Annotated in this window: 5 protein-coding genes and 1 pseudogene; 1 reads left to right on the top strand and 5 read right to left on the bottom strand. The window is 65.0% G+C overall.

The window, feature by feature from the left end; translation table 11 throughout:
* The 3 genes and pseudogenes from ACIP0B_RS27840 to xerD all read right to left on the bottom strand — a co-directional run.
* A pseudogene (locus ACIP0B_RS27840) lies at positions 1 to 147 on the bottom strand (homoserine dehydrogenase); the annotation flags it as partial.
* A 132-nt stretch (positions 148 to 279) separates the two neighbouring features.
* Entirely contained in the window at positions 280 to 1,011 is a 732-nt protein-coding gene (gene dsbC, locus ACIP0B_RS27835; protein ID WP_085581245.1) for a bifunctional protein-disulfide isomerase/oxidoreductase DsbC, read from the bottom strand.
* 198 nt (positions 1,012 to 1,209) lie between these two features.
* Positions 1,210 to 2,106 (bottom strand): site-specific tyrosine recombinase XerD, encoded by an 897-nt coding sequence (gene xerD, locus ACIP0B_RS27830; protein WP_400838284.1) that lies wholly within the window; start codon positions 2,104 to 2,106, stop codon positions 1,210 to 1,212.
* A gap of 80 nt (positions 2,107 to 2,186) precedes the next feature.
* Here xerD and ACIP0B_RS27825 point away from each other — a divergent pair, with 80 nt between their 5' ends.
* Entirely contained in the window at positions 2,187 to 3,995 is a 1,809-nt protein-coding gene (locus ACIP0B_RS27825; protein ID WP_400838281.1) for a cation:proton antiporter, read from the top strand.
* Positions 3,996 to 4,112: 117 nt separating this feature from the next.
* On the opposite strand, the gene ACIP0B_RS27820 is transcribed toward ACIP0B_RS27825, so the two are convergent.
* Both ACIP0B_RS27820 and rplS read right to left on the bottom strand, forming a co-directional pair.
* Positions 4,113 to 4,526 (bottom strand): acyl-CoA thioesterase, encoded by a 414-nt coding sequence (locus tag ACIP0B_RS27820; RefSeq protein WP_400838279.1) that lies wholly within the window; start codon positions 4,524 to 4,526, stop codon positions 4,113 to 4,115.
* Between the two features lie 90 nt (positions 4,527 to 4,616).
* Positions 4,617 to 4,967, bottom strand: a complete 351-nt coding sequence (rplS, locus tag ACIP0B_RS27815; RefSeq protein ID WP_063322826.1) for a 50S ribosomal protein L19 — start codon at positions 4,965 to 4,967, stop codon at positions 4,617 to 4,619.
* Positions 4,968 to 5,054 lie beyond the last annotated feature (87 nt).

The raw sequence follows: 5,054 nt of genomic DNA, 5'->3' as shown, positions 1-5,054 counted from the left end.
TGGCTTTGGTGTGGTCTTGGGTTTTTGAGCAAATTCGTTCCCTCGCCCGGCACGACGAGAGTTTTGCTCGGAGTTGCGCTGAAGTACGTTGAAGGTTCCGCCACCGACGGTCCCTAACCCACAGATGCCTACTTTGACCGGTTTCACTGTGAACTCCCCATGAAACGGCCGACGCGAGGCCGGCCGTGAAAACAACCGCGCAATCGCGGCTCTCTGTTGATGGCCCGGCCGTGTCGCCGCCGGGCCACGCTCGTCACGGCGAACCGTGACGATGCGGACTTACTTCGCGCCCAGCGCCAGTTTGGCGACTTGCGGCGCAGGCTGGTAGCCCGGAATGACCTGTCCGTCGGCCAAAACGATGGCCGGCGTGCCGTTCACGCCGATCGACTGGCCGAGGGCGAACTGCTTGGAGACCGGGTTATCGCACTTGGCGGCCTTGATTTCCTTGCCGTCGACCATCTTGTCCATGGCCGACTTCTTGTCTTTGGAGCACCACACCGCCTGCAGTTGCTCATCGCCCGGCGAGCCCAGGCCCTGGCGCGGGAACGCCACGTAGCGCACTTCGATGCCGCGCTTGTTCAGCTCAGGCACTTCGGCGTGCAGCTTGTGGCAGTACGGGCAGGTGGTGTCGGTGAACACGGTGATGTGCGACTTGGTCTCGCCCACGGCCGGGTAGACCACGGTTTCGGCCACCGGGATCGCATTGATCAGCTTGGAGATGCCCAGGCGCTCGGTCTTCTCGGTCAGGTTGACCGGCTTGCCGTCCTTGAGCTGGAACATGTAGCCCTGGACGATGTATTGGCCGTCGGCGCTGGCGTACAGCACGCGGCTGCCCTTGAGCTTGACCTCGTACAGGCCCGGCAGCGGGCTCGCGCTGATGGTGTCGACCGGCACGTCGAGCTGGAGGTTTTCCAGGCTTTGACGGATGGCTTTCTCCGCCGCATCGTCGGCGACGGCAAAGGTGCTGGCCAACGCGAGGGCGGCGGCCGCGAAAATCTGGGTCAGACGCATGAGAACTCCTGAAGGCGGACGGATGGAACGGTCAGAACGCCCGTGCCGCGGCACCGGGTCATAACCGTTCATCGTACAAACGGCCAAAGCCTAACACATAAGGCCCCCGTGGCCGAATGCGCCTGTCGCAAGACGTCGGCCCGCCCCGAAACCTGCAGGAGCCGGCCTGCTGGCGATAGCGCCGGCAGAGGGACTCGGTCAGCCCCGCGGGTGGTGCTTGGCGTGCAGGTCCTGCAGCCGCGCGCGGGCGACGTGGGTGTAGATCTGGGTGGTCGAGAGGTCGCTGTGGCCGAGCAGCATCTGCACCACACGCAAGTCCGCGCCGTGGTTGAGCAGATGGGTGGCGAAAGCGTGGCGCAGTGTGTGCGGCGACAGCGACTTGCCGATTCCGGCGACCTGGGCCTGGTGCTTGATCCGGTGCCAGAAGGTCTGGCGGGTCATCTGCTCGCCGCGCTGGCTGGGGAACAGCACATCGCTGGGGCGCCCGCCGAGCAGGTCGTTGCGGCCATCGCGCAGGTAACGCTCGACCCAGACGATCGCCTCCTCGCCCATCGGCACCAGGCGCTCCTTGCTGCCCTTGCCCATCACCCGCAGCACGCCCTGACGCAGGTTGACCTGCTCCAGCGTCAGGCTGACCAGCTCGGTCACCCGCAATCCGCAGGCGTACAGCACCTCCAGCATGGCCCGGTCGCGCTGGCCGATGGGTTCGCTCAGGTCCGGGGCGGCCAGCAGCGCCTCGACGTCCGCCTCCGACAGCGATTTGGGCAGCGGCCTGCCCAATTGGGGCATGTCGACCCGCAAGGTCGGATCCACCGCGATCAGCTTCTCCCGCAGCAGGTAGCGGTAGAACCCCCGCACGCCGGAAAGGAAGCGCGCGGTGGAACGGGGCTTGTAGTGCTGTTCCAGGCGCCAGGCCAGGTGGTCGAGGATCAGTTCGCGTCCGGCGCTGGCCAGCTCCAGGTGCTGGTCCTGCAACCAGCCGTTGAACAGCGCCAGATCGCTGCGGTAGGCATCCCGGGTGTTGTCGGACAGGCCTTTCTCCAGCCACAGGGCGTCGAGGAATTGATCAATCAGCGGATGGTCGATGGCAGGCATGGTGCGCGCAAATAAAGAGTGAACGTTAAAAATGGCCGCTAGTCTTTCATAGCCCGCCCTTTCAAGGAACCGTCGCACTCATGAACGAGCAGCAGATCCTGTTGACCTTCGGCGGCATCGGCGCCGCCGCCCTGGGCTGCCAATGGCTGGCGTGGCGCCTCAAGCTGCCGGCGATCCTCTTCTTGCTGCTGACCGGCATCCTGGCGGGCCCGCTGCTCGGCTGGCTGGATCCGCAGGAGATGTTCGGCCCGCTGCTGATGCCGCTGGTGTCGCTGGCGGTGGCCCTGATCCTGTTCGAGGGCAGCCTGACCCTGCACCTGTCGGAATGGCGCGAGATCGGCAGCGTCGTCCGTCGCCTGGTGACCCTCGGCGCCCTCGCGACCTGGATCGTCATCACCCTGGCGACCCATTGGCTGCTGGGGTTCGACTGGCTGCTCGCGACCCTGTTCGGCAGCCTGACCCTGGTCACCGGGCCGACCGTGATCGTGCCGATGCTGCGGGTGGTGCGCCCCAAGGCCTCGATCGCCAGCATCCTGCGCTGGGAAGGCATCGTCATCGACCCCATCGGCGCGCTGCTCGCGGTGGTGGTCTACAGCTTCATCATCGCCAGCGCCGACGGCCAGGGCCTGCGGCAAAGCCTGCTGACCTTCGGCGGCGTGATCCTGTGCGGCAGCGCGTTCGGCATCGCCGGCGGCTGGCTGCTGGGCACGGTCATCCGGCGCCAATGGCTGCCGGAGTACCTGCACAACCTGGCGTCGCTGGCGGCGGTGCTGGGGATCTTCATCGCGGCGAACCAGGTGACGCACGAATCGGGCCTGCTGGCGGTGACGCTGATGGGCATGTGCCTGGCCAACATGAAAGGCGTGGATGTGCGGCACATCCTGCACTTCAAGGAAAACCTCAGCGTGCTGCTGATTTCCGGGCTGTTCATCCTGCTGGCGGCGCGGCTGGACCTCGACGCCCTGATCGGGCTAGGGCCGTTGGTGCTGATCCTGCTGCTGGTGATCCAACTGATCGCCCGACCGCTGAACGTGCTGCTGAGCACGGCCGGCTCCAGCCTGAGCTGGCGCGAACGGGCGCTGCTGTGCTGGATCGCTCCCAGGGGGATCGTCGCTGCCGCCGTGTCGGCGATCTTCGCCATCCGCCTGGACGAGGCCGGACACGAAGGCGCCCTGCTGCTGGTGCCGCTGACCTTTGCCGTGATCATCGGCACCGTGGTCCTGCAGAGCGCGACGGCCCGACCGCTGGCGCGGCTGCTGAAGGTCGCGGAGCCCGCGCCCAGCGGTTTCCTGATCGTCGGCGCCAACGGCCCGGCACGCCTGCTGGGCAAGGCGCTGCAGCAGTTGGGCAGCCGTGTGCTGCTGACCGATTCGAGCTGGGAGAACATCCGCGCCGCCCGCATGGAAAGCCTGCCGACCTACTTCGGCAACCCCGCCTCGCAGCACGCCGATGCCCATCTGGATCTGGTGGGGCTGGGGCACTTGTTGGCGCTGTCGCCCTCAGGCGAGCTCAACACGTTGGCGGCCATGCGCTTTCGGCATGACTTCGGCCATCAGCGCCTGTTCGGCCTGGCCAGCGGCCAGGAAAGCCGTCGCAGCGCCAAGCACCGGGCCAGCCTAGAACACCGGGGCAATCAGCTGGGCAGCGAGCCGCTGACCTACGCCAAGCTGGCCAGCCTGCTCAGCCAGGGGGCCGAGCTCTACAGCACGACGCTGACCGACGGCTTCGGCTGGGAGGATTACCGGGCGCTGCACGGCAACCGGGCGACCCTGCTGTTCATGCGCGACGACAGCGGCTGGGTCTATGTGGTGACGCCTGAGGCCGCATTGAAGCCGGGACCTGGGTGGACGTTGCTGGCGTTGATCCAGCCTGAAGCCGGTGGTGCCTGATCTGACGCCTTCACAGGCAAGCACGTTCCACCCGAGCCCCTGCTGGGGATGGCGTCAGCGAGGACACCGCAAGGCAGGGCCAAGACAGTTGCCCCCCCCTTGCACCCCGCCATCGGATCAGTCGGCGAACCCCGGCAGCACCGGCACCGGGCGCTTGTCCCCATCGATGGCGACAAAGCTGAACTGGCCATGAATCGCCTTCTCCCGCCCGTCGCAGCTCATGCTTTCGACAAACACTTCCACCTCGACCTTGAGGCTGGTGTTGCCGACCTTCACCACCCGTCCCACCAGTTCGACGATGGAGCCGGCCGGGATGGCATGGTTGAAGTCGATGCGGTCGGTGGACACGGTCACCAGCGGCAAGCGGCAGAACCGGGTGGCGGCGATGAACGACACTTCGTCCATCCAGGCCAGGGCGGTGCCGCCGAACAGGGTGTTGTGGTGGTTGGTGGTCGACGGGAAAACCGCTTTGGTCACGCGGGTCACCGAAAGCTCGGTGCGACGTTCGATTTCTTGCTGGCGGGAAGTCATGGATACGGCCTGAAGCGACAAGGTTGTGGATAAATGACGGGCAACAAAAAAGCAGCCCGTAGGCTGCTTTTTTCTGCATCGGAGACTGGATTAAGCCAGTTTTTCCTTGATGCGGGCTGCTTTACCCGACAGGTCGCGCAGGTAGTACAGCTTGGCTTTACGTACGTCACCGCGACGCTTGACAGCCATGCTGTCGATCTGCGGGGAGTAGGTCTGGAAAGTACGCTCTACGCCAACACCGTTGGAGATTTTGCGAACGGTGAACGCACTGTTCACGCCGCGGTTACGCTTGGCGATGACAACGCCTTCGAACGCCTGCAGACGGGAACGGTCGCCTTCCTTCACTTTAACCTGAACGACAACGGTGTCGCCCGGTGCAAAGGTAGGGATCTCTTTGGTCATCTGCTCTGCTTCGAGTGCAAGGATGATTTTGTTGGTCATGCTGTGCTCCTAAGGTAAATCGTCGGTTCTACCATCGATACGTTGTTAACTATCGTCCCGCTCGCGGATGTATTCCTCGAGCAGCTT

Origin of the sequence: Pseudomonas sp. NPDC089534 (assembly GCF_044749305.1) — a bacterium.
GTDB classification, from domain to species: Bacteria; Pseudomonadota; Gammaproteobacteria; order Pseudomonadales; family Pseudomonadaceae; genus Aquipseudomonas; species Aquipseudomonas ekonensis.
This window is presented reverse-complemented; position numbering and strand designations above follow the sequence as displayed.

Excerpts from the sequence above, each read along its gene's own strand:
- dsbC (WP_085581245.1), bottom strand. The coding sequence starts at position 1,011 with ATGCGTCTGACCCAGATTTTCGCGGCCGCCGCCCTCGCGTTGGCCAGC.
- xerD (WP_400838284.1), bottom strand. The coding sequence starts at position 2,106 with ATGCCTGCCATCGACCATCCGCTGATTGATCAATTCCTCGACGCCCTG.
- ACIP0B_RS27825 (WP_400838281.1), top strand. The coding sequence starts at position 2,187 with ATGAACGAGCAGCAGATCCTGTTGACCTTCGGCGGCATCGGCGCCGCC.
- ACIP0B_RS27820 (WP_400838279.1), bottom strand. The coding sequence starts at position 4,526 with ATGACTTCCCGCCAGCAAGAAATCGAACGTCGCACCGAGCTTTCGGTG.
- rplS (WP_063322826.1), bottom strand. The coding sequence starts at position 4,967 with ATGACCAACAAAATCATCCTTGCACTCGAAGCAGAGCAGATGACCAAA.